General features: G+C 63.4%; 23 protein-coding genes. 9 read left to right on the top strand and 14 right to left on the bottom strand.

Going from position 1 to position 20039, the window contains the following annotated elements; all coding sequences use genetic code 11:
- Nucleotides 1–172: 172 nt before the first annotated feature.
- A complete protein-coding gene (locus tag PQR54_RS34135; protein ID WP_408253427.1) occupies nt 173–520 on the bottom strand; it encodes a BON domain-containing protein in 348 nt (115 codons plus the stop codon).
- 403 nt (nt 521–923) lie between these two features.
- Between PQR54_RS34135 and PQR54_RS34140 the strand changes: the two genes are divergently transcribed.
- Nucleotides 924–1565: a DNA-3-methyladenine glycosylase gene (locus PQR54_RS34140; protein WP_408253430.1), complete on the top strand. Its 642-nt coding sequence runs from the start codon at nt 924–926 to the stop codon at nt 1563–1565.
- A 282-nt stretch (nt 1566–1847) separates the two neighbouring features.
- Nucleotides 1848–2192, top strand: coding sequence for a DUF4148 domain-containing protein (locus PQR54_RS34145; protein ID WP_408253433.1), 345 nt, complete (start codon nt 1848–1850; stop codon nt 2190–2192).
- Between the two features lie 87 nt (nt 2193–2279).
- Here the strand turns inward: PQR54_RS34145 and PQR54_RS34150 are convergent, their stop codons facing one another.
- Both PQR54_RS34150 and PQR54_RS34155 read right to left on the bottom strand, forming a co-directional pair.
- Complete coding sequence (locus tag PQR54_RS34150; RefSeq protein ID WP_408253436.1) at nt 2280–2453, bottom strand: hypothetical protein; 174 nt, start codon at nt 2451–2453, stop codon at nt 2280–2282.
- A gap of 128 nt (nt 2454–2581) precedes the next feature.
- A complete protein-coding gene (locus tag PQR54_RS34155; RefSeq protein ID WP_012426849.1) occupies nt 2582–3025 on the bottom strand; it encodes a CBS domain-containing protein in 444 nt (147 codons plus the stop codon).
- 265 nt (nt 3026–3290) lie between these two features.
- Between PQR54_RS34155 and ribA the strand changes: the two genes are divergently transcribed.
- A complete protein-coding gene (ribA, locus tag PQR54_RS34160; RefSeq protein WP_012426850.1) occupies nt 3291–3941 on the top strand; it encodes a GTP cyclohydrolase II in 651 nt (216 codons plus the stop codon).
- A gap of 626 nt (nt 3942–4567) precedes the next feature.
- On the opposite strand, the gene PQR54_RS34165 is transcribed toward ribA, so the two are convergent.
- From PQR54_RS34165 to PQR54_RS34185, 5 genes are all read right to left on the bottom strand, one after another.
- Nucleotides 4568–4963 (bottom strand): nuclear transport factor 2 family protein, encoded by a 396-nt coding sequence (locus PQR54_RS34165; protein ID WP_408253441.1) that lies wholly within the window; start codon nt 4961–4963, stop codon nt 4568–4570.
- A gap of 179 nt (nt 4964–5142) precedes the next feature.
- Nucleotides 5143–5763, bottom strand: coding sequence for an NADPH-dependent F420 reductase (locus PQR54_RS34170; RefSeq protein ID WP_408253444.1), 621 nt, complete (start codon nt 5761–5763; stop codon nt 5143–5145).
- Between the two features lie 165 nt (nt 5764–5928).
- Complete coding sequence (locus tag PQR54_RS34175; RefSeq protein WP_408253447.1) at nt 5929–6870, bottom strand: SDR family oxidoreductase; 942 nt, start codon at nt 6868–6870, stop codon at nt 5929–5931.
- 171 nt (nt 6871–7041) lie between these two features.
- Nucleotides 7042–8001, bottom strand: a complete 960-nt coding sequence (locus PQR54_RS34180; RefSeq protein WP_408253450.1) for an SDR family oxidoreductase — start codon at nt 7999–8001, stop codon at nt 7042–7044.
- A gap of 51 nt (nt 8002–8052) precedes the next feature.
- A complete protein-coding gene (locus PQR54_RS34185) occupies nt 8053–8691 on the bottom strand; it encodes an NADPH-dependent F420 reductase (RefSeq protein ID WP_408253453.1) in 639 nt (212 codons plus the stop codon).
- A 125-nt stretch (nt 8692–8816) separates the two neighbouring features.
- Here PQR54_RS34185 and PQR54_RS34190 point away from each other — a divergent pair, with 125 nt between their 5' ends.
- On the top strand, nt 8817–9290 hold the full coding sequence (locus tag PQR54_RS34190; RefSeq protein WP_408253455.1) for a winged helix-turn-helix transcriptional regulator: 474 nt from the start codon (nt 8817–8819) through the stop codon (nt 9288–9290).
- 185 nt (nt 9291–9475) lie between these two features.
- On the opposite strand, the gene PQR54_RS34195 is transcribed toward PQR54_RS34190, so the two are convergent.
- Both PQR54_RS34195 and PQR54_RS34200 read right to left on the bottom strand, forming a co-directional pair.
- Nucleotides 9476–9685 carry a hypothetical protein gene (locus PQR54_RS34195; protein ID WP_408253458.1) on the bottom strand — a complete coding sequence of 70 codons (210 nt, stop codon included), beginning with the start codon at nt 9683–9685 and terminating at the stop codon, nt 9476–9478.
- A gap of 14 nt (nt 9686–9699) precedes the next feature.
- Nucleotides 9700–10623 carry an NmrA family NAD(P)-binding protein gene (locus PQR54_RS34200; protein WP_408253461.1) on the bottom strand — a complete coding sequence of 308 codons (924 nt, stop codon included), beginning with the start codon at nt 10621–10623 and terminating at the stop codon, nt 9700–9702.
- 206 nt (nt 10624–10829) lie between these two features.
- Between PQR54_RS34200 and PQR54_RS34205 the strand changes: the two genes are divergently transcribed.
- The gene (locus tag PQR54_RS34205; RefSeq protein WP_408253464.1) at nt 10830–11786 is read left to right on the top strand and encodes an AraC family transcriptional regulator; all 957 of its coding nucleotides are present in this window, start codon (nt 10830–10832) and stop codon (nt 11784–11786) included.
- Between the two features lie 74 nt (nt 11787–11860).
- Here PQR54_RS34205 and PQR54_RS34210 read toward each other — a convergent pair whose 3' ends face one another.
- From PQR54_RS34210 to PQR54_RS34220, 3 genes are all read right to left on the bottom strand, one after another.
- Nucleotides 11861–12688: an anti-sigma factor family protein gene (locus PQR54_RS34210; protein ID WP_408253467.1), complete on the bottom strand. Its 828-nt coding sequence runs from the start codon at nt 12686–12688 to the stop codon at nt 11861–11863.
- Nucleotides 12685–13203: a sigma-70 family RNA polymerase sigma factor gene (locus tag PQR54_RS34215; protein WP_012426855.1), complete on the bottom strand. Its 519-nt coding sequence runs from the start codon at nt 13201–13203 to the stop codon at nt 12685–12687. The genes PQR54_RS34210 and PQR54_RS34215 overlap by 4 nt, the downstream gene beginning before the upstream one ends.
- 149 nt (nt 13204–13352) lie before the next feature.
- Nucleotides 13353–14075, bottom strand: coding sequence for an anti-sigma factor family protein (locus tag PQR54_RS34220; protein WP_408253470.1), 723 nt, complete (start codon nt 14073–14075; stop codon nt 13353–13355).
- A gap of 279 nt (nt 14076–14354) precedes the next feature.
- Here PQR54_RS34220 and PQR54_RS34225 point away from each other — a divergent pair, with 279 nt between their 5' ends.
- From PQR54_RS34225 to PQR54_RS34235, 3 genes are all read left to right on the top strand, one after another.
- Complete coding sequence (locus PQR54_RS34225; RefSeq protein ID WP_408253473.1) at nt 14355–14624, top strand: DUF4148 domain-containing protein; 270 nt, start codon at nt 14355–14357, stop codon at nt 14622–14624.
- A gap of 111 nt (nt 14625–14735) precedes the next feature.
- Complete coding sequence (locus tag PQR54_RS34230) at nt 14736–15827, top strand: catalase family peroxidase (RefSeq protein ID WP_408253476.1); 1092 nt, start codon at nt 14736–14738, stop codon at nt 15825–15827.
- Nucleotides 15824–16363: a cytochrome b gene (locus PQR54_RS34235; RefSeq protein ID WP_408253479.1), complete on the top strand. Its 540-nt coding sequence runs from the start codon at nt 15824–15826 to the stop codon at nt 16361–16363. Before PQR54_RS34230 ends, PQR54_RS34235 begins: the two co-directional genes overlap by 4 nt.
- Nucleotides 16364–16370: 7 nt before the next feature.
- On the opposite strand, the gene PQR54_RS34240 is transcribed toward PQR54_RS34235, so the two are convergent.
- Entirely contained in the window at nt 16371–18866 is a 2496-nt protein-coding gene (locus PQR54_RS34240; protein ID WP_408253482.1) for a GcvT family protein, read from the bottom strand.
- 274 nt (nt 18867–19140) lie between these two features.
- Here PQR54_RS34240 and PQR54_RS34245 point away from each other — a divergent pair, with 274 nt between their 5' ends.
- Nucleotides 19141–19923, top strand: a complete 783-nt coding sequence (locus PQR54_RS34245; protein WP_408253485.1) for a DeoR/GlpR family DNA-binding transcription regulator — start codon at nt 19141–19143, stop codon at nt 19921–19923.
- Nucleotides 19924–20039: the final 116 nt, after the last annotated feature.

Raw genomic sequence — 20039 nt, forward strand, 5'->3', positions numbered from 1 at the left:
GGTATGCATTGAGGTCCGCTGGCTAAACGCGGATGCAGGGCGAATCTCAGTGTGCCGAGCATACTACGGGCGCGCGGCACCCGGCGAAACTGCTCGACACCGCTCCGGTAACGCCAATGCCCTGCGAGAAGGCATTGGCGTCCGGCTATATTGCTACAGCAGGGTCACTCGATTACTGGCCGACCGGACGAATCGTCAGCGCGTTCTTGACCGACGTCACGCCTGCCACGCCTTGTGCAGCCTGGGTGGCCAGATCGACTTGCGGTTGTTCGGGCACGGAGCCGGCCAGCGTCACTGCGCCGCCACGTGCGCGCACGGTGATGTTCGCCACGCTCAGGCCTTTCGTCTTCGACAGGGCCGAGCGGACCTTGCGTCCCAAAGCGCGGTCTGTTGCCTTGGTCTGCTTGGCCGTCGGCGCTGCCGCGGCCGGGGCTGCATCGCTGCTCTGTGCATATGCGTTCAAGGACGCGAGAACGATCAGCGCGCCGCCGATCATCTTGATTGCCGGGAATGCTTTCATTCAACTCTCTCCTATTGTCATGGGTACAACCGCCCCCGAATGAGGCAGTGCGCTACACCAGCAGGTACATCGGGATCAAAACTGAATGGAACGGTGCTGCGGATCGTGCGAATGCTTTCAATCTGTATGCTGATTCGGGCGGGCCGAAACACACGCGAGCCGGCAAAGGCTGTGCTGCAGGCCGGAAACACACGATACTCCAATTAGTGCCATGGTGATGGCGGCGCAGCACAGAAGTGAGGTTTTGGTACAACGAATGGGCCGATGAAAACTGGCCGATGGCGCTCAATCGCTGGAACCGATGCGTGCATCGCCCTGTTGACGGCTCGCGCGGCGGCCTGATTGCACGCCCTTTCATGCCGTTCGCATTTTCTCTTAAGCCCCACACCATGAGGCCTGACGCATGCGGAAACATCAACTTCCGATCCTGCCATTGCTTCGTGACGATTTGCCGGTCGATACCGTCGAACTCGCGCGCTTCATGATCGGCAAATACCTTGTGCACGATCAGTCCGAAGGCCGCATGAGCGGACGCATCGTCGAGACCGAGGCGTATCCGCTCGGCGATTCGACCAGTCATGCATTCATGGGCCGTCGGCCGCATAACGGTTCGATGTTTCTCGCGCCGGGTCACGCGTATGTGCGGTTGACCTATGGGCTGTCGTACATGCTCAATATGTCCGCCGAAGCCGAGGAAGTCGGCGCCGGCATTCTGTTGCGCGCGATCGAGCCGCTCGAAGGCCTGCCGTTGATCGAAGCGCGGCGCCCCGGCGTGCCGTTGCGCGACCTCGCGCGCGGGCCTGGCCGACTCACGATGGCGTTCGGTGTCGGACCGTCGTTCGACGGCTGGGATCTGTGCTCGGGGCAGGGCTTGTGGATCGGGGTCATCGAGCGGGGCGAGGTGCCGGTCGGCGTGACGACTCGCATTGGCTTGTCGCGCGAAATGCATCAACCGCTCAGGTTCTTCGAACCCGGCAGCGCCTTTGTCAGCGGGCCGCGCAAACTCCTGGTAACGCCCCAGTCCGGTGCGCCTAAGCGTGCGTAAATTTGCCCGGCAATCCCGTGTATGACGGTAGAACACGCTCAGATCAGACGTATTTTTGAAACGTCAGACACAAAGGGTTACGTTCCCGACAATTATTACGCCAAAGATGCTATTTGAATACGAGCTTGCGGTAATTTTCGGACCATTCTTGCGATTTCAACAATTATCTATCTCTTAATCAAGGGTTTTCCCTTGGCGATCTGATGACTAGACTGAATTCACTCGCTTCTCACATGGTGTGGCAAGCGTCGCAAATAAAACCAGGTCTGGAGGTAAATCATCATGAAATCGCTCATCAAGGCAGTTGCCATTGCAGCCGTTCTCGCCGCTCCGATCGCTTCGTTCGCTCAGTCGAGCCAGCAGCCCGTAACCCGCGCGGATGTTCGCGCCGATCTGATCCGGGTTGAACAGGCGGGCTATAACCCGGCCGCGTCGAACGATCCGACTTATCCGTCGGATATCCAGGCCGCTGAACAGCGCGTCCAGGCGCAAAACCCGGCCGTCGCGCAGACGCAGGAGCCGGTCGCCGATACCAGCGGTTACGGTGGCGCGACGAGTGGTTCGTCGCAAGCCGGCGGCGTGGTTCAGCCGATGTCGGGCCCGAAGTCGGTCTACTTCGGTAATTAAGATTAGCTGAGGTAGCCGGGCAAGCGGATTCGGCGCTCAGTGGCCGGCTTGCCCGGTCGGGCGCCGAACGACACGGAGCCGCGCGGATCAGTCGAACCGTGCTTCCAGGAAGGAGCGTTGCGCCGCCTGGAAATCGAAATGGAAACCGCAGCAAGCGGTCTGAAGTTGAGAACAACGTGCGCGTCCCGTCATGACGCGCGCGGTTGCAAAAACGGTGAATGGGTTGAGCGCGCCACGCGCCAGCAGCGCTGCGAGCGCCACAAGCGCGCCGTGCCGCGCGCAAGTTGCCCACCAGTCAGGAAACCTCCGCTGCCGCAAGGTAGCTTCGCCCAACCGATTGACCGATTGGGCTTTTTTCGCGCGTCCGGTGCCGCGACGTGGGCTCTGCGTCAGGGCCGCTCGCCGTGAATATAGAACTCGAGTTGCTGAATGGTGAACTGCTGTTCGGCGATGATGTTCTTCACCAGGTCGCCGATCGATACCATGCCGACCAGCCGGTCATTCTCGATCACCGGCAAGTGGCGCATGCGCCGCTCCGTCATGAGGGCCATGCAGTCGTCGGTGGTCTGATCGGGACGCACGAAGCGCACCGCCTTGCTCATGATGTCGCGCACCGGCGTGGCCTTCGACGAACGGTCCATCAGCACGACCTTGCGCGCGTAGTCGCGCTCCGTGACGATACCGGCGATGCTGTCGCCGTCTGTCACGACCAGCGCGCCGATGCCTTTTTCGGCCATCAGCTTGATTGCCTCATAGACTGAATCGTCGGCCCCGACAGTAAAAACGGTGGTGTTGTTCGGTTTCGTTTTAAGAAGCTGTGCAACGCTTGTCATGGAGCGGCTCCGTTTCGCAGTGCAGCACGCCGGCGCGGCGCGCTGTCGTGAGGGACAGGCCATTCCAGTATAGGCGTGACGCGGCACCGGGGTACTTCGGGAATACCTGTGGCGCGCCGGACGTTTAACTCGGGTAGCGCCGCGCCGGCGGTTCCGTGCTGCATGCAAGGGCATACGGGTGCGGGACGCCGATTAGCGGTAAACTCCCAGTCCGTACCTTATTCCCGGTTTGATCGGGTTCATGTCAGCACCATTGTCTAACGCCATGCTCACGTCTCACGATCCGTCGCCCGCAGTAGACGGCGCAACCAACGGCGAATGCGTCATTCTCGACGCCACCGCCACGCTTCCCACGCGCTACGGCACGTTCACTTCCTACGTGTTCCGCGTATGCGAAAGCGGCGCCGAACATCTCGCGCTCGTGATGGGCGACGTCGCCAACCAGTCGTCCGTGTTGACGCGCCTGCATTCCGAATGCCTCACCGGCGACGTGCTCGGCTCCTACCGCTGCGACTGCGGCGAGCAACTCGACCTCGCGCTGCGCTACATCGCGGCGGAAGGCTGCGGCGTGCTGCTGTATCTGCGCGGCCACGAAGGGCGCGGCATCGGGCTGTCGAACAAGATTCGCGCGTATGCGCTGCAGGAGCAAGGGCGCGACACCGTGGAGGCCAATCTCGATCTCGGCTTGCCGGACGACTCACGCGAATACGATTCGGCCGCCGGCATTCTGCGCACGCTGAAGGTCACCTCGGTGCGTCTGATGAGCAACAATCCGGAGAAGTTCGACACGCTGTCCAAGCACGGCATTCCGGTGTGCGAGCGGGTCGCGCTGGCCATTCCAATGCGCGAGGAAAACGAGCGCTATATCCGCACCAAGCAGGTGAAGTTCGGTCACTATTTCGACGAAAACGAATAGTGACGATTTGAGGTCTATCCACTCTCTGCCAAAGAGAGCCAAGACTGTCTGCAACTGATTGAAAATAAAATGAAAAATATCAGTGGTGAGGGTCTCGGCCGGCACAGCGACGCGTGTCTCCGTCTGTCTGAACTTGCAATGTAGGCGTAGGCTTCCTCGGCGTTGCCAAGGAAGCCTACGCCGGATATTTTTCCCTCAGAAAAACCTACGCCGGGGGAAGAATGCGCTTCGATGCACGTGCCGCGGCCAAGCCAGTTGCGGTCAGTCGACCGGCGAAGTAGCGGGACATTCGAAGGTCCGCTGCACGCTAAGCGACGTTCAGGCCATCATTTTGTTCATTGGGTCAATTGCCGCTATCGATGCCTTGGCGCTCGCCTGGCGGAAGACAGCGCATAGTCGCGCGAGGACGTTGGCGTGACCGTATCAAGGTGACCAATAAGGGCATCAATGAAGGCGCGGAGCTTTCCTGACATGCTGCGGCGTGTCGGATACAGCGCGTGAAGCTCGACGGGTTCGCGTCTCGGTGAGCTAAGTACCCGCGCTAACGTGCCTGCCCGCGACTTCGACAGACTCAGTTCGACCCAACTGATTGACTATTGTTGTCAGATTCATCGCTAGCTTCAGCTCTAAAGTTCGGAGGCCCGCGCCAGTGCAAGCGTGTCGATGTACTCCCGGATGTTCGTCACTTTGCCATTTCGAACGGTAATGGCGAAGACCCAATCGTCCTCGAACGTCCTGTTCGTGGCTTTGATCCTGCCCGTGGCGAAGCCGACGACCAGAACCCGGTCGCCCTGCGCGACGAATTCGGGGGGCTCCGGGTATGACGTTTCCACCATTTCGGAAGCCTTCTGAAGCAAAGCCGCCAATCCCGCATGCCCGCGATGGGTGCCGGCCAGCGGCCACTCGCCCGGAATGATCCACTCAATGTCTTCGGCAGAAATCGCCAGCAGACCTTGCTTATCGCCGCGGCCCATTGCTGCAAAAAACTCCTTCACAATCTGGACATTCTCATGCGTGCTCATCGAAATCTCTCCATTTCTGTTGCATCGGATCGTCCCACGCTCTTCGGCATGATTTCATGTGGTCGAAAAGCCGCCGTCGATAAACAACCCCACTGGAATGGGTTAACGAGAACGCCGTGAGAGATGGCTTGCTCCCAGTGGTGTTGTGGACCTGCCGGTGAGGACGTGGCGTCGGCGATTCAGCCGATCTCGACGTTCAAGGCGATGTCCCAGGTGCCGGCGCCGTTTTTGGCCAGGCCGATCATCATCAGACCGAGCGCCTCGAGCGTCGAGGCCATGTGCAGGCCGCCGACATCCAACGGACGCAGTCCGAGACTCTCGATGAAGGTCGAAACGCGCGCCTTGGCCTCCGCGTCGTCGGCCGCGATGAACGCGTCGAGGCGTCCACCCTTGGCAAGCACGTGGCCGAAAATAGTGTTGAACGCCTTTACGACGTGCGCGGTGGCCGGAAGACCCCTGGCGATCTCCTGCGCGCCGGAACTGCCGTGCGGGGTGACGAGGCCGGAAAGCTCCGGGGCGACCGGATTGGTGATATCGATGATCACCTTGCCGTCGAGCGCGTCTCCGTAATCGGCCACTACCGCCGCCGCACTGCCATACGGCACGGCGAGGATGACGATATCGCCCGTCGGCGCGGCGGCGTAAGTCCCGGTAGTCGCTCCCGCTGGGAGCTTATCGGCCAGCGCCCGCGCTTTGGCGGGGTCGCGGCTCAGGACCTCGACGGTATGTCCTGCCGTGGCGATACGGGCGGCGACCGCCGTGGCCATGCCTCCTGCGCCAATGATGCTAATAGTGCTCATGTCAAATATCCTTCTGAGTTGGGGTATGCCCGTGATCTGTACGAGGCTTTCGCCCCATGATGTTTTCCGTGCGCCGAGCCACTTGCGTCACCCTCCTACCGCTCCGGGTGGATAGTGTCCTGGTCGGGCTCGGCGCGATGCGGGAGTCGCTGCCGTCCGCTTAGCTCAGCTGGCAGGGAAGTAGTGGCCATTGTCCATATCGGCAAACAGGCCGGGCTGCGTTGGTGTCCAGCCGAGCGTCTGGCGCGTGATGGCACTCGACGCCGGGGTATCCAGCGTGACCAGATTCGCAAGGAACCCGAAATACCCCGGCAGCATCAGCACGTCAGCGGGAATGGGCACGGCGGGCAGCTTCAGGCGACTGCCGATGGCCTCGGCGATCTCGCGGTAAGGAATGCTCTCGTCCGCAACCGCGTGCCAGCTTCTGCCGGCGGCGCCCTTCTCAAGCGCCAGGCGGAACACGGTGGCGAGGTCGCGGGCGTGCACGGCGGCCCACCGGTTCGCACCGTCTCCAGGGTAACCAACGACACCCTTTTCCTTCGCCAGCCCGATCAGCAACGGAAGGAAGCCGACGTTATCGGTCGTGCTGTGCATGATTTCAGGAATCCGGACGACTGAAGACCGCACGCCTTTTTCGGCGAGGCCGATTACGGTGGTTTCCACAATGTTGCGAACCCGCAAGGTGTTCTTGTATGGATCGCCGCCGGGAAGAGGCGGATCCTCCTCGGTGGCCGGCCGACCCAGGTTCTCCCAGCCGGGCGAGCCGATGCTTCCCGATGAGACCAGCGGCTTTCCGGTTCCGGCCAGCGCCTCGCCATATGCGAGCATGATCTGAAGCTCCGCGTCGGCCACGGCGTTGATCCCGCCGACCGGCATCAGGTCTTGCCGGTGTGCGACATGGATGACACCGTCGGAGGCGGCGGCCGCTTCTTTAAGACCGTCAAGATCCTCGAGGGTACCGGGACGCGCCTTCGCACCGAGTGCGGACACTGCAGCCGCCGCCTTGTCTGAACGAGCGAGGGCGGTGACCTCATGGCCGGCGGCGATGAGCTCGGAGATGATGTACGGACCGGAATGGCCGGTCCCGCCAGTGACGAATACGTGCATGTTAGGGCTCCTGTTGATGATGTGATGCGAGAAGTTCTGCGAGCGCGCTCAGCCGGGAAGGCTGGCGCCGAGTTTGAAGGTGACGGGTTTTGTAAAATGCATGGGCCGTTTGCTCATGACCTTGGGTATGACGGCCGGGTGCTTTGCTACCGGCTCCCTGCCGTCAGCTTGTCAGCCGGCGGGGAAGTAATGACCGTTGTCCAAGTCCGCGATCAGGCCGGGCTGAGTGGGCTCCCAGCCGAGGACCTGGCGCGTGATCGCGTTGGACGCCGCGAGGTCCAGCGTCACCACAGCCGTCAGGAACCCGAAATAACCTGGCAGCATCAGTTCGTCAGCGGGAATGCTCACGGCGGGCAGGCCCAGGCGGGCGGCAATGGCCTCCGCTATCTCGCGGAACCGGATACCCTCGTCGCCGACCGCGTGCCAGGTCTTGCCGGCAGGTCCTCTTTCGAGCGCCAGGCGCAACAACGAGGCCAGATCGCTGGTGTGCACCGCGGGCCACCGGTTTTCGCCGTCACCGGGATAGCCGACGAAGCCCTTCGTTTTCGCGAGCCCGATCAGTTGCAGGCGCCCCGTCGAACTATGCACCAAGGTAGGAATTCGCACGACCGAAGACCGCACGCCCTTCTCTGCGAGCCCGACTACAGCAGTCTCCACGATGTTGCGAGCCACCAGCGTGCCCGCGTCCATGGGTCCAAAAGGAAGGGCCGGGTCATCCTCGGTCGCCGGTCGGCCGAAGCTGGCCGGTGCGAGGAGCGGGCCTGCCCGCCCCAGGTTCGTGGGCGCGCCGATACTCCCCGCCGCGACGAATGGCTTTCCAGTGCCCGCCAACGCCTCGCCGAACGCGAGCACGATCGAAAGCTCCGAGTCGCCTAAGGCAGTGATCCCGCCGGACGAAAGCAGTTCGGCCCTGTACCCGAGGTGGATGACGCCGTCGGAATCCGCCGCCGCCGCCTTCAGACCGTCAAGGTCGGCAAGGTTTCCACGTCGTACCCTGGCGCCGAGCGCAGACGCCGCTGCCGCAGAGGCGTCCGACCGGGCCAGGGCGACCACCTCATGCCCGGCGGCGATGAGGCCGGGAATGAGGTATGAACCGACCTGGCCGGTCCCGCCAGTGACGAAAACGTGCATGTGAATGTTCCTTATGAGTAATGCGATGCGAGAAGCGGTGGTACCGTGCACTCAGCCGGGAAGGCTGACGCCGATTGAAAAGTTGGCGTGCTTGACGGAATGGGTGCGGAGGCCCAGCGACAGCAGGCAGGCGTGCTCCAGCGTCCTCGCCATGGGCAGCGGCCCGGTATCCATAGGGCGCAGTCCGAGGCTCCCGATGAACGCCGAGACGCGTGCCTTTGCCGACACGTCGTCCCCGGCGAGGAACACGTCCAGCGGCGGGTGGCCCGCAACCGAACCGGCAGCCAGGACGTGGGAGAACTGGGTGTTGAACGCCTTGACGACTTTCGCATCGGCAGGCGCGGCCTTGGCAATCTGCTGGGCACCGAAACTGTCGCTGGGGGTCACGAAGCTCGCGTGGTCGGAGGCGACGGGATTGGTGATGTCGACTAGAACCTTGCCTGCCAGCTCTTCGCCGTACTGCTTCACCACATCGAGAACGGCGGAGTAGGGAACCGCCAGGATGACAATGTCCCCGGCCGGGGCGGCGGCGAACCTTCCTGTCGTCGCGCCGGCTCCGACCTGCCCGGCGAGCGCCCGCGCCCTGGCGGCGTCGCGACTCATCACCTCGACGGTGTGTCCGGCCCTGGCGGCAAGACCGCCGATCGCCGCGGCCATGCCGCCTGTGCCGATGATGCTGATAGTGCTCATATGCAGCCTCCTGGTTGCTGGGTGCTGCTCGTACTCCCGAACAACCATGCTAGACACATTGCTTGCAAAAAACAAGTAAACAACAGAATTTACTTGCGATATGCAAGCGATGTTAATATCTAGCCATGAAGACGACATCTAAAGAAGACCTTCGGTCCCATTGCGCAGTGAACTATGGCGTGGAGATCTTCGGCGACCGGTGGTCGCTCCTGATCATTCGCGACATCGTTTTTGTCGGCAAGAAGACGTATGGCGAGTTCCTGAAATCGGAGGAGGGAATCGCGACCAATGTCCTTGCTTCCCGCCTTGCGTTTCTTGAGGAGCAAGGAATTCTCTCGAGGGCACCCAGCCCCGACGACAGGCGCAAGGACTTTTACACGCTGACCGAGAAGGGCCTGGACCTCATTCCCATCGTGCTTAACATAGTCCTTTGGAGCGCGAAGCACGATTCGAAGTCGTACGTGCGGCGCTGCAAGCAGTTCGTTGCTCGATTAAATCAAAACCCCATGCAGGTGAGCGAAGAGGTGAAGGCGCTGATCCGTAATGGCGGATGTATGTTCCCTGATCCCGAGATTGAGCCGAGAACGCAAACAAAGTGAAACACCTCGAACAGCTGTGATCGCACTCAAGGAGGCGTTGCACTGAATGACGGACGGCGGTGCCGCACGCACCGGCCGCCGTGCGTGCATGGCGGCCGGTGCTGTAGCGGCGGATTCGTCGATATCTTGCGCCCGGCATGCCGGGCGCTTTGCTTTGTGCCTTCCATGGATCGAAGCGCGGCCGCTCAGAACAGGCTGAAGTCGTCGTTGCTGTCGGGGATGGCGTTGAGCATATCCCGCAGCGCGCGCCAGCCGAGCCATCCCGCAAGACTCGCCGATATCGCCAGCCAGCGGTGCGCGCGTGTGCTCGTGCTCGTGCGTGTCGACTGCGTTCGATGTTGGGATTCGACCTTGCGCGCGTCGATCGATGCGCGGAGCAAAGGGCAGGTATGCATGCGATCTCTCCTGTTTATCGAGCGGTGCCGGTGCCGGTGGCAGGTGCAGCAGCCGCGGCCACGCGCGGCAGAAGCGCAGCGAATACTTCCGCTAGCGTCGTCGCGCCGAAACGCCGCTCGCTGATCTCGGCTTCGACATCGATACGGCCCGCGTTGTGCGCGTCGTAGAGATCGGTGATCAAACGCGCATGGTGTTCGCCGAGCCCCGTGCCTTGCAGCACCGCGGCCCATTCGCCGCGCGGCACTTCGCGTGCTACGACGGTACGGCCCGCCAGTTCGCTGATCGTGCGCGCCACATAGAATGCGCTGACACGCTCATCGCTTTCTATGCTCACCACGCGCGGCGACACCGGCTGCGCGCCGCCGTCGAGCAACACCTCGGCGGCGAGCACGCCCACGTCCTGCGCGGCGACAGTCGGAAAGCGCTTGCTCAACGGATGATGCAAACTCGGCAGCGCGCCGCTCGCGAGCGCGACCGGCAGCACGCGCGCCCAGTTGTGCATATGTTCGGCGGCGCGCAGAAACGTCAGCTGCGAATCGACCGTTCGCAGTTGCGTTTCAAGCTCGTGAAACAGCGTGGTGATGCCCGTGCCGGCTGCATGTTCCGCGCCGTAGTCGGAGAGCGCGAGGATGCGCGGCGGCGGATCGGCGCGCAGTGCGGCGACGCTCACGTCGATCATGCGGCGCATTGGCTGCGCGGGATCGGCGTGCCCACGCGGCAACGGACACAGCAGTTGCACCGCATGCGCGCCTTCGATGGCGCGCGCCACCGTCGCGGCGTCGAGCAGATCCGCGACGACGATTTCGCAGCCGAGCCCTGCAAGAAATTCACCCTGTTGCTTATCACGGACGACCGCGCGCACGTTGCGGCCCGCCCGGCGCAATGCCGCCGCGCTTACTTTGCCGACATTGCCGGCAGCTCCAAAAATCACGAACACGTTGCGCTCCCTGGTTGACTCGGTACGCCCTCATCTTAGGGACGCAGCGGCGGGAAAGCGCGCGGGCAAGGATCGCGCCGCGCAGATTCGGATGACGGTTTTACTTGCCGCGCCGCAGCAGAAACGTTGAATCGCGTAGAGTCGAGCGAAGCCGCGCAAAACGCCGCACAATGCAGACTCACTCGCCGTCATCCACGAGGGAAGCAATGAATGCAGTGACACCGAAACCGGTAGGGCAACCGCAACCGCGACCACAACCGCTGCCACATAGCGGTTCCCGCCTCACGTTGCGCTCGAGCAGATTGCTCGGCTGGCAGGGCTTCGGCGCGGAACTGGTCAACGTGTCGGCCGGGCTGCACCGTATTCCCGCGTTCAAGTATCACCGGGTGGGCGTGCATGTCGGCGCGCCGGTCAGGGCGCGCTGCCTGTGCAACGAGCGGCGCCACTCGCGAATCCAGGCGCATGGCGACGCCGACGTGATTCCCGCCGGTCTCGACGGGCAGTGGAGCGACGAGGCCGCCTGCACGATTTTCAGCGTGTGGATCAGCGAGGCGTTCGCGCAGCGGACCGTCGAGCAACTGTCGTTGAAATCGGCCGATGCGCAACTGCGTCCGCAATTCCAGATGCGCGATCCGCGCTTCCAGCATCTCGCCTGGGCCTTGCGCGCCGAGCTCGAAGCGGACGAGACATCCGATCCGCTTTACGCCGAAAGCCTGTGTACGGCGATGGTGGTGCGCCTGATCGGCGGTGCGCCGACGCTCGAGAACAAGGGGCGCACGCTCGCGCCAAAAACGGCCGCGCGCGTGATCGAGTTCATCGAAGCGCATCTCGACCAGCGTCTCACGCTGAGCGAACTGGCCGCGCTCGCCGAGCTGAGCGTGCCGCATTTCAAGGTGCTGTTTCGCGAGACGCTCGGTATGCCGGTGCATCAATACGTGGTGCAGCGGCGCGTGGAGCGCGCGCGGACGCTGCTGCTGCAAGGCAAGCTCAACGCGAGTCAGATCGCGCTCGATACGGGCTTCGCGCACCAGAGTCACATGGCGCATTGGATGGGCCGCCTGTTGGGCGTGACGCCGCGCGAGCTGATCAGGTCGGGTGCGAATGCGGGCAATATTGTCGAGTTCGATTCGAACCAGGTGCGCAGCATTGCCATACCGCGATAGAGCCTAAAAACAACGCGATGCGCACGGCCTCACACGTTCGAGGCCGCGTGCCCGCAAAATAAAAAGCCCAGCGATCAACCCGGCGCCACGCCCGTCAACTGCGAATACACGTCATGCGACAGTTGCAGCAACTGCTTGCGGTCGATGCCTCCCGACACCGCATAGCCGAAGTCGCCGTCGATCCAGTAGAACACGTTCACCGGGCCGTCCTGATACAGCTTGAACGCCGTCGTGTTCGAATTCTGCTGGCGACGCGAGATGCACAGCGTGACCCGCTCGCCGTTCGGCCCGCGATACATGAACTGCGCGGTCGGGCCATCGGCGCCAGGCAGTAGCCGTCCACCCGAGAGGTTGAAACCGCTCTTCGAGAGAACTGGCGGATGCACGTTCGTGCCGAGCCGGCTGGCGAGCCACTGCACGAAATCCTGTTCGTGGTCGTCGGTGCTCAGCTCGGTCGGCCGGTCCACTGCTGGCATGTAGACCACATGCGCCACCGCCGCCTGCCGCGCGAACATTTCCGAGCTGTCGGCGCTGACAGGGCGCGTGTCCGAGTGGCCGCCCGCGACCGGCGCGATCGCGTCCTGTCCCATATGCGTGCCCACGCCGATGCCCACGCCCAGCACCAGCGCCGCCGCCATCCCGGCGAATTGCGGCCAGTTGGCGGCAATCCGCCAGCGGCGCGGGGCGGGCGCCTGCAGGCGCTTCGGCACGGGCTCGTTCAGTACGCGGTCGTAGCGCTCGTGGAACATGCTGTTCAGCGAGAAATAATCGCTGACGCGCGCGGCCAGGTCGGGATTCTGTTCGAGCGCGCGTTCTACATCGGCACGGCGTTCGTCGGACAGCGTGCCATCCACGTACGCGTGCAGGTCTTCTTCGCCGATCGGCATAGTCTGGTCGCTCATCGCACCACCTGTAATTTTGCACCGGGCTGCGTGCCCGCCATCAACGCCCGCAAGCGTTCGCGTCCGCGCGACAGCCGCGACATCACCGTGCCGAGCGGAATGTTCAGCGCAAGCGCCACATCGGCATAGCTCATTTCCTCGAGGCCCACCAGCAGCACGACTTCGCGCTGCTCCATGGGCAGACGCTGCAACGCGTAGTCGAGGTCGCGCATTTCCAGCGAGCGGGTCTGCTCGGAGGGCACGGCGAATTCGCTCTCGGACACGCTTTCGTCGTCGACCGCCACGTGGACGGCGCGCGCCGACGCCTTGCGCGCCTGATTGGCGAACACGTTGTGCATGATCGTAAACAGCCACGCGCGCAGGTCGGTGCCCGGCTGAAACATGCCGGTGCGGCCGAGCGCACGCTCGAGCGTGTCCTGCACCAGGTCGTCGGCGAGGTCGCGGTTGTTGATCAGCGCTCGCGCATAGCGCCGCAATCGCGGCACATGTTCCATCAACTCGTCACGGACATCCATTTTTTATCCCAATCGTGGGGTTTCCCGCAGGCGAGGAGGCGTGCTCCTGTCGCGCGAAAAGACGCATTTGAGATGCGAACACGTTTGTGTGCACTTTATTCCGCCGCAGTGTCTGAGATCGTGAATCGCGTGCTGTATTCATCACATCGTCATCGCATGGTCATTGCGTCGGCGGCGCGCATCAGGCCGTGGGTGCGAGCGTCGCCGGCGACCACGAAACGCTGCCGCTGCGCGGTCCACAGCAACAGGCGAATCTCGCCGATGCGTCTCGCGGACCACTGCGCCTGCACCGGCGCGAACAGCGCCAAAGCCGACAGCAGCACGACCGGTTGATTGTCGCCGTTCAGATAGATGAATTCGCTGACCCGCTGCAGCGGGCCCAGCGCCACCACGCGTCGGTCCACGAGACGCAGTCCGATCGCCGAGAGATTCGGCGCGGACGCATCGACGCGTGTGGGCGATGCAGCCGAAACCTGGCCGGCCGCACTTTCCGCGAGCGCCATCACCGCGGCGTTGTTCAGCGCCTGGGCGGACACCTGGGTCGCGGCGAGCCAGCCGCTTGCCACTGCGAACGTCAGCGCAAGCGCCGCCAGCGCGTTGAGCCACTTCCGCGTGCGTTTTGACATGTTGATGCGCGCGATTGCGCGGCGCCACGCCGTGACGCGGCCCGGCACGGGTTCGTCAGTTGTTTGAAAAGCCTGCTGGATCTGCGCGTTCAGCCTGCCGTAAAACGCCACGCGGCGCGCCTCCGCCGGATCCTTGCCCAGATATTCCCGCAAAAACGCGGCGCGCTCGGGCGTCAGCGTGCCGTCGGCGTAGGCCTGAATGTCCGCTTCGGAAAGCGGCGAATCGGATGGGGCGTCAGTGGTCATGGTGTCGGCGTGCGTCGGAGTTCGGCTGTCGAGGGGCGAACACGCACACACCCCAGTTTATTCCATATGTTCGCACGCCAATTTCTACGCTGCCGGTTCGCGCGTGCGCACTTTCACGCAGCCCGCACCGCACCGCCGAAAGCGCGAGCTAACCCGATTGCGGGTCCGTTTATTCCCGCTTTCGAATATGTTTTTTCTCTCGCTTCGAGGCAGGAATAAAAGCCGCGGACCTGTGGTTCTCCCTCATGCAAACCCGCACAAAACTCATTGGAGTTCATCATGAAGAAGATCGCTTTCGCCGCATTGTCCGTTGTCGTTCTCGCTGCTTCGTCGAGTGCTTTCGCGCAAGGCAAGACGCGTGCTGAGGTGTACCAGGAATTGATCCAGGCCCAGCAGAACGGCCTGAATTACGTCACCGATGCATCGTATCCCGACGTGAGCCCGGTGTTCGCGCAGCAGGTCGCGCAGCACAAGGAAGCACTCGCCAAAGAAGCGGCGGCTACCAACCACGTCGCAAGCCAGGACGCGCAGGCAGGCAGCGTCAATTGAAGTGCCGATACCCGGCGCGCAACTGGAACGGGCGCGCCGGATATCGAATGGAATAGATCGCTGCGTCGTGTGTTTGCCCGGTAAGCGCATCTATCCGACAGAGGAGTTTTCGTGGCAAAACCATCCGTTCCCAATCCGGCGCCTGTCTGCGTGCCTTGCCGACTCGTCGCGATCGGCGCGGCCGTGCTGGTGCTCGCCGGCGGCTTCGCTTACACGGCAGGCTGGCTGACGCCGGCACGTCTCACCGCACCGCGCATCATCAACACATTCGAAGCCGTGGCGGGTCAGCCGCATCCCGGTTATCGGCGCAATCATGCGAAGGGTCTGTGCATTGAAGGCTATTTCGACAGCAACGGCGAGGGCGCGGCGCTCTCGAGCGCGGCGGTGTTCGCGGCCGGCCGCACGCCCATCACGGGACGCTTCGCGGTGCCCGGCGGCAATCCTTCCGCGCCGGATACGAGTTCGCCCGTGCGCAGTCTCGCGTTGCTGTTCCAGTTGCAAAACGGCGAGCAGTGGCGCACCGGCATGAATTCCACACCGGTGTTCGCGGTGCACACGCCCGAGCAGTTCTATCAGCAACTGAGCGCGGCGAAGCCCGACCCGGCGACCGGCAAACCGGACCCCGCCAAACTCAAGGCGTTCTATGCCGCCAATCCCGAGACCCAGCCGTTTCAGGCGTGGGTGAAGGCGCATCCGCCTTCGTCGAGTCTGGCGAATGCCGCGTACTACAGCATCAACGCATTCCGTTTCACCGACGGCGCCGGCAACACGCGCGCGGTGCGCTGGGCTATGGTGCCCGAGACGCCGTATGCGCCGATCACGGACGCCGAAAAAACCGCAAAGAATTTCCTCGAAGCCGACCTCGATCAGCGCCTGCAAGACGGACCTTTGCGCTGGCATCTGATCCTGACGGTCGCGAAGCCCGGCGACCCGACGAACGACGCCACGCTGCAATGGCCCGACGATCGGCAGCATATCGACGCGGGCACGCTCGTGATCGATCACACCACATCGCAGGCAAACGGCACGTGCCGCGACGTCAACTTCGATCCGACGATCCTGCCCGCGGGCATCGCGCCATCGGACGATCCCTTGCTCGCCGCGCGTTCGGCGGCGTATGCGCTGTCGTACCAGCGCCGCACACGCGAGGAAGCCCTGCACCCCGCGGTTCATCAAGCCCAGACAAACGGAGATCACTCATGAGGCCGACGCGCACCCATTTCAGTCCGCTCGCGCGCCTGTTGCACTGGACGATGGCGCCCCTGATCATCGCGATGCTGTTCATCGGCGTGGGCATGGTCGCCACCGTCTCGCGCGCGCACAACACGCTGATCGCGATTCACCGGCCGCTCGGCATTGCGTTGCTGCTGCTGGTGCTGCTGCGCGTGGGCGTGCGCATCACACGCGGCAGCCCGCCGTTGCCCGACGATATACCCGCGCCGCAGCGCCTCGCGGCGAAGGCCTCACATCTGGTGCTGTATGTGTTGATGGCGGCCATGCCGTTGATCGGCTGGGCGATGCTGTCCGCAGCGGGTTATCCGGTCACGCTCTACGGTCCGCTGCACTTGCCGCCGATCGCGCCGCACAACGTCGAGTTGTTCGCGTTGCTGCGCGCGTTGCACACGTGGCTCGCGCTCGCGTTGTTCGCCACCGTGCTGCTGCATCTCGCGGCCGCGCTGTTTCACGGGCTGATCCGGCGCGACGGCGTGTTTTCGAGCATGGCGCGCGGCGAGCGTTAGCGCTTCTTTAACTCTTCACGCGTTCCGAGCGAGGATCATAAGGCGCCTTCAGATGCAGCGTTGCCGGCAGCAGTTCGCCGGCGACGTCGATCGCATAGCTGCCGCTGTTCAGATACGCGGCGTCCGCTGCGCCGTCTGGATTGTTCACGTAGCCCATTGCCACCGGACAGCCCAGCGTGTGGCCGAACGCCGCCGAACTCACGAAGCCCACCGGTTTGCCGTCGCGCAGAATCGCTTCGCCGCCCCACAGCATGCGATCCGCGGCGCCGTCGGCGGTCAGCACGACCATGCGGCGGCGCACCGGTTCGGCGCGCAATTTCAGCAGCGCGTCGCGGCCGCGAAACGCAATATCCTTGTCGAGTTTGCACGCGAATGAGAGGCCCGCTTCGAACGGGTTCGTATCCGGCGTGAGTTCGCGGCCCCATGCGCGATAACCTTTCTCGATGCGCAAGGAGTCGATCGCGTAGTAGCCCGCGTTGACGAGGCCGAATGCTTTACCCGCTGCGTGCAGCGTCTCGTACACGCCGACCGCGAATTCCACCGGCACGTACAATTCCCAACCGAGTTCGCCGACATAGGTGAGGCGAGTGGCCCGCACTGTCGCATAACCGAGATCGACCTCACGGCTCTGGCCGAATGCGAACGCTTCGTTGCTCCAATCCGCTTTCGACACGCTTTGCAGCAGTTCGCGCGAACGCGGGCCCATCACGGCGAGCACCGCATATTGGCCGGTCACGTCGACGAGCGTGCAGTGTTTGTCGTGCGGAATCAATTTTTCGATGGTGTCGAAGTCGCGCGTGGTTTGCGCGGTGCCGGTGACGAGCAGGTATTGATCGTCGGCGAGGCGCGTGAGCGTGAAGTCCGATTCATAGCCGCCGCGCTCGTTGAGCATGGCGGTGTAGACGGTGGTGCCGTTCGGCACGTCCACGTCGTTGGCGACGAGGCCTTGCAGCACGCTTTGCGCGTCGCGCCCCTTGACGAGAAATTTGGAGAACGACGTCATGTCGAACAGCGCGACGCCTTCGCGGCACGCGCGGTGTTCGGCGCCGCTCCAGGGCAGCCAGTTCTGCTGGCCGAATGCGTACTCGATCCTGGCCTCATCAGGCGAAGGCGCGAAAAAGTTGGCGCGCTCCCAGCCCATCTTGCTGCCGAAACATGCGCCTTCGTCACGCAGCAGCGAATACAGCGGCGAGCGGCGAAACGGCCGCGCGCTGTCGAGTTCGCGATTCGGCCAGGGCATTGCGTAATGCAGGCCGAGCGTTTCCTTGACGCGATCGTGCAGCCACGTATCGTTGCCGTTGAAGCGCGCGAAGCGGCGAATATCGACCGGCCACAGATCCATGGTCGGCTCGCCCGCGACGATCCATTCCGCGAGCGCCATCCCGGCGCCGCCCGCCGACGCGATCCCCATCGAATTGAAACCCGCGCCGACGAAAAAGCGCCGCAGTTCGGGCGCTTCGCCCAGCATGAAGTTGTTGTCCGGCGTGAACGATTCGGGGCCGTTATAGAACTGCTTCACTTGAGCGGTTTCCAGAGCGGGCACGCGCTGCAGCGCGTTTTCCATCAGGATTTCGAACTGATCCCAGTCGTCCGGCAGCAGTTGAAACTCGAAATTCTCGGGGATGCCGTTCATGCCCCACGGTTTCGCATCCGGCTCGAAGCCGCCCATCACGAGGCCGCCCACTTCTTCCTTGAAATAGATGAAGCCGTCCGGGTCACGCATCACCGGCAGATCCGGATGCACGCCGGCAATCCGTTCCGTGACGATGTAGTAGTGCTCGGCCGAATGCAGCGGCACGGTCACGCCGCACAGGCGTCCGACGGCCTTGGCCCACTGGCCCGCGCAATTCACGACGATGTCCGCGCCGAGCGTGCCTTCCTCGCCGTCCTTGTTGCGCCACGCGAGGCCGCTGACTTCGCGCGCGCCGTTCGACTTGCCGTCGTGTGCATTCCGCGTGTGGATCGCCGTGACGCGGGTATTTTCGACGATGCGCGCGCCGCGCTGGCGGGCGCCGCGGGCGAGTGCCTGGGTCAGGTCGGTGGGATTCGCCTTGCCGTCGCCTGGCAGCCAGACGGCGCCGAGCAGGTCGTCGGTGCGCATGACCGGCCACAGGTCGCCGGCTTCGCGTGGGCTGATCACGTCGCAGGCCACGCCGTAAGCACGGGCGACGGCGGCGGTGCGCTTGAGTTGCGTCATCCGCTCGGCCGTGCGCGCGACCGAGAGCGAGCCGCATTGCTTCCAGCCGGTGGCGAGGCCGGTATCGGCTTCGAGTTCGGCGTAGAGCGCAGTCGAATAGCGGATCAGCTTCGTCATGCTTTCCTGCGCGCGCAACTGGCCGACGAGCCCGGCCGCATGCCAGGTCGTGCCGCACGACAGTTGGCCCTGTTCGAGCAGCACCACATCGGTCCAACCCAGTTTCGTCAGATGGTAGGCGACCGAACAGCCGATGATCCCGCCGCCGACGATGGCGACGCGAGCGTGAGTGGGAAGGGATGTGGACATGTGTGGAAATGCGTGGAGGAGGTGTGGGTAGATTGCCGTAAAAAAACACGAAATGCAACGAGCACGCGACCCTGTTGTGATTTCGGCGGCGTCATGCAACGGTCACACGATCGTGTTTTTAGAAGGAACCGACTTCACCGCAGCCCCGTTTCAGCAGAATAGAACGGGCCGTCATCGCCGTGGACATGTGGTTTTAGTTGGAAACGTGTGGCTATTCAACCCGCAGAACTGTGTCTTTTGCTAGACTCCACCGAACCATCACCGCCCAATCGCCATGTTTTCCAACCAGCGCCAAGCCGAAATCCTGCGACTCGTCCGCGAGCAGCGCACCTGCACGATCACGGACCTAGCCGGCCGTTTCGACGTGTCCGACGAGACCATCCGCCGCAACATCAAGCCGCTCATCGCGGACGGCCTGCTGATCAAGGTCCACGGCGGCATCATGCTGCCGGAGCGGCTCGACGAGCCGCCGTTCCAGCGACGCATGACGGCGAGCGCCGAAGGCAAGCGGGCAATCGGCGCGCGCATCGGCGAGCTGGTGCGGGATGGCGATTCGCTGATCCTGGAGGGCGGCACGACCTGCCTGCATATCGCGCAGGCGCTTGCCGTCCGCTCGCGGCTCACGGTCGTGACCAATTCCATCGAAGTCGCGCGCGTGCTGGCGCCGCGCAATGGCAACCGGGTCTTCATCGCGGGCGGCGAGTTGCGGCCGGACGATTGCGCCGCGGTCGGCGACAGCGCGCTGGCTTTTCTGCGGCAGTTTCACGTGCGCTACGCGATCGTTTCGGTTACCGCGATCGACATGCAGGGGCGTTTCATGGACGCGCTGCCCGCCGATGCGACGTTTTCGCAGGCGGCCTTCGCCCAGGCCGAACGGTGCGTGGTCGCGGCCGATCACGCGAAATTCGGTCACAGCGCGCTGGTGCACGCGTTCGGCGCCGACGCAGTCGATCAGCTGGTGACGGATGAAGCACCGGCGCCCGCACTAGCTCAGGTGTTCGCGGCGGCTGGCGTGGATGTGGAGGTGGGCACACAACCCATTTTGTCCAACGCGTAAAATGGCCGGTTACCACAGGCAATCGATGCCGCACAGATATTCACCGGCCGGCGCCATCCGCGCACCGGACTGATTCTGTCCGCGCGTTTGCCTAAGCCGGCTTGAATAGGATTGGA

The sequence above is a fragment of the Paraburkholderia phytofirmans genome (assembly GCF_046028095.1).
Lineage (GTDB): Bacteria > Pseudomonadota > Gammaproteobacteria > Burkholderiales > Burkholderiaceae > Paraburkholderia > Paraburkholderia phytofirmans_A.

Coding starts and splice junctions, on each gene's coding strand:
- PQR54_RS34185 (WP_408253453.1), bottom strand. CDS start 8,691: ATGAGCACTATCAGCATCATCGGCACAGGCGGCATGGCCGCGGCGATC.
- PQR54_RS34210 (WP_408253467.1), bottom strand. CDS start 12,688: ATGAGCGACCAGACTATGCCGATCGGCGAAGAAGACCTGCACGCGTAC.
- PQR54_RS34155 (WP_012426849.1), bottom strand. CDS start 3,025: ATGACAAGCGTTGCACAGCTTCTTAAAACGAAACCGAACAACACCACC.
- PQR54_RS34225 (WP_408253473.1), top strand. CDS start 14,355: ATGAAGAAGATCGCTTTCGCCGCATTGTCCGTTGTCGTTCTCGCTGCT.
- PQR54_RS34135 (WP_408253427.1), bottom strand. CDS start 520: ATGAAAGCATTCCCGGCAATCAAGATGATCGGCGGCGCGCTGATCGTT.
- PQR54_RS34235 (WP_408253479.1), top strand. CDS start 15,824: ATGAGGCCGACGCGCACCCATTTCAGTCCGCTCGCGCGCCTGTTGCAC.
- PQR54_RS34190 (WP_408253455.1), top strand. CDS start 8,817: ATGAAGACGACATCTAAAGAAGACCTTCGGTCCCATTGCGCAGTGAAC.
- PQR54_RS34245 (WP_408253485.1), top strand. CDS start 19,141: ATGTTTTCCAACCAGCGCCAAGCCGAAATCCTGCGACTCGTCCGCGAG.
- PQR54_RS34140 (WP_408253430.1), top strand. CDS start 924: ATGCGGAAACATCAACTTCCGATCCTGCCATTGCTTCGTGACGATTTG.
- PQR54_RS34145 (WP_408253433.1), top strand. CDS start 1,848: ATGAAATCGCTCATCAAGGCAGTTGCCATTGCAGCCGTTCTCGCCGCT.
- PQR54_RS34215 (WP_012426855.1), bottom strand. CDS start 13,203: ATGGATGTCCGTGACGAGTTGATGGAACATGTGCCGCGATTGCGGCGC.
- PQR54_RS34195 (WP_408253458.1), bottom strand. CDS start 9,685: ATGCATACCTGCCCTTTGCTCCGCGCATCGATCGACGCGCGCAAGGTC.
- ribA (WP_012426850.1), top strand. CDS start 3,291: ATGCTCACGTCTCACGATCCGTCGCCCGCAGTAGACGGCGCAACCAAC.
- PQR54_RS34170 (WP_408253444.1), bottom strand. CDS start 5,763: ATGAGCACTATTAGCATCATTGGCGCAGGAGGCATGGCCACGGCGGTC.
- PQR54_RS34165 (WP_408253441.1), bottom strand. CDS start 4,963: ATGAGCACGCATGAGAATGTCCAGATTGTGAAGGAGTTTTTTGCAGCA.
- PQR54_RS34175 (WP_408253447.1), bottom strand. CDS start 6,870: ATGCACGTATTCGTCACTGGCGGGACCGGCCATTCCGGTCCGTACATC.
- PQR54_RS34240 (WP_408253482.1), bottom strand. CDS start 18,866: ATGTCCACATCCCTTCCCACTCACGCTCGCGTCGCCATCGTCGGCGGC.
- PQR54_RS34205 (WP_408253464.1), top strand. CDS start 10,830: ATGAATGCAGTGACACCGAAACCGGTAGGGCAACCGCAACCGCGACCA.
- PQR54_RS34180 (WP_408253450.1), bottom strand. CDS start 8,001: ATGCACGTTTTCGTCACTGGCGGGACCGGCCAGGTCGGTTCATACCTC.
- PQR54_RS34220 (WP_408253470.1), bottom strand. CDS start 14,075: ATGACCACTGACGCCCCATCCGATTCGCCGCTTTCCGAAGCGGACATT.